This window comes from Mesorhizobium sp. WSM4828, from assembly GCF_055811175.1.
This window is the reverse complement of sequence record NZ_JBVVQK010000112.1, coordinates 1-449: the sequence shown is the minus strand read 5'-3', so window position 1 is coordinate 449 and position 449 is coordinate 1. Positions and strand designations below refer to the sequence as shown.

Here is a 449-nt window from a genome sequence, read left to right as displayed (position 1 = left end):
GCCGACGTCGTCGCGACGCTGATCAAGAACGCCAAGAAGATCAAGACCTCGGAAGAGGTTGCCCAGGTCGGCACCATCGCCGGGAATGGCGATGTTTCGGTCGGCTCGATGATCGCGGAAGCGATGCAGAAGGTCGGCAATGAGGGCGTCATCACGGTCGAGGAAGCAAAGACCGCCGAGACCGAGCTTGAAGTCGTCGAAGGCATGCAGTTCGATCGCGGCTATCTCTCGCCCTACTTCGTCACCAACGCCGAGAAGATGGTTGCGGATCTGGAAGACGCCTACATCCTTCTCCACGAGAAGAAGCTCTCCAACCTGCAGGCCATGTTGCCGATCCTCGAGGCCGTCGTGCAGACCTCGAAGCCGCTGGTTATCATCTCGGAAGACGTCGAAGGCGAGGCCCTGGCCACGCTGGTCGTCAACAAGCTGCGTGGCGGCCTGAAGATCGC

General features: G+C 60.4%; 1 pseudogene. It reads left to right on the top strand.

From position 1 onward, the window contains the following. A pseudogene (gene groEL / locus AC0L2X_RS32530) lies at positions 1–449 on the top strand (chaperonin GroEL); the annotation flags it as partial.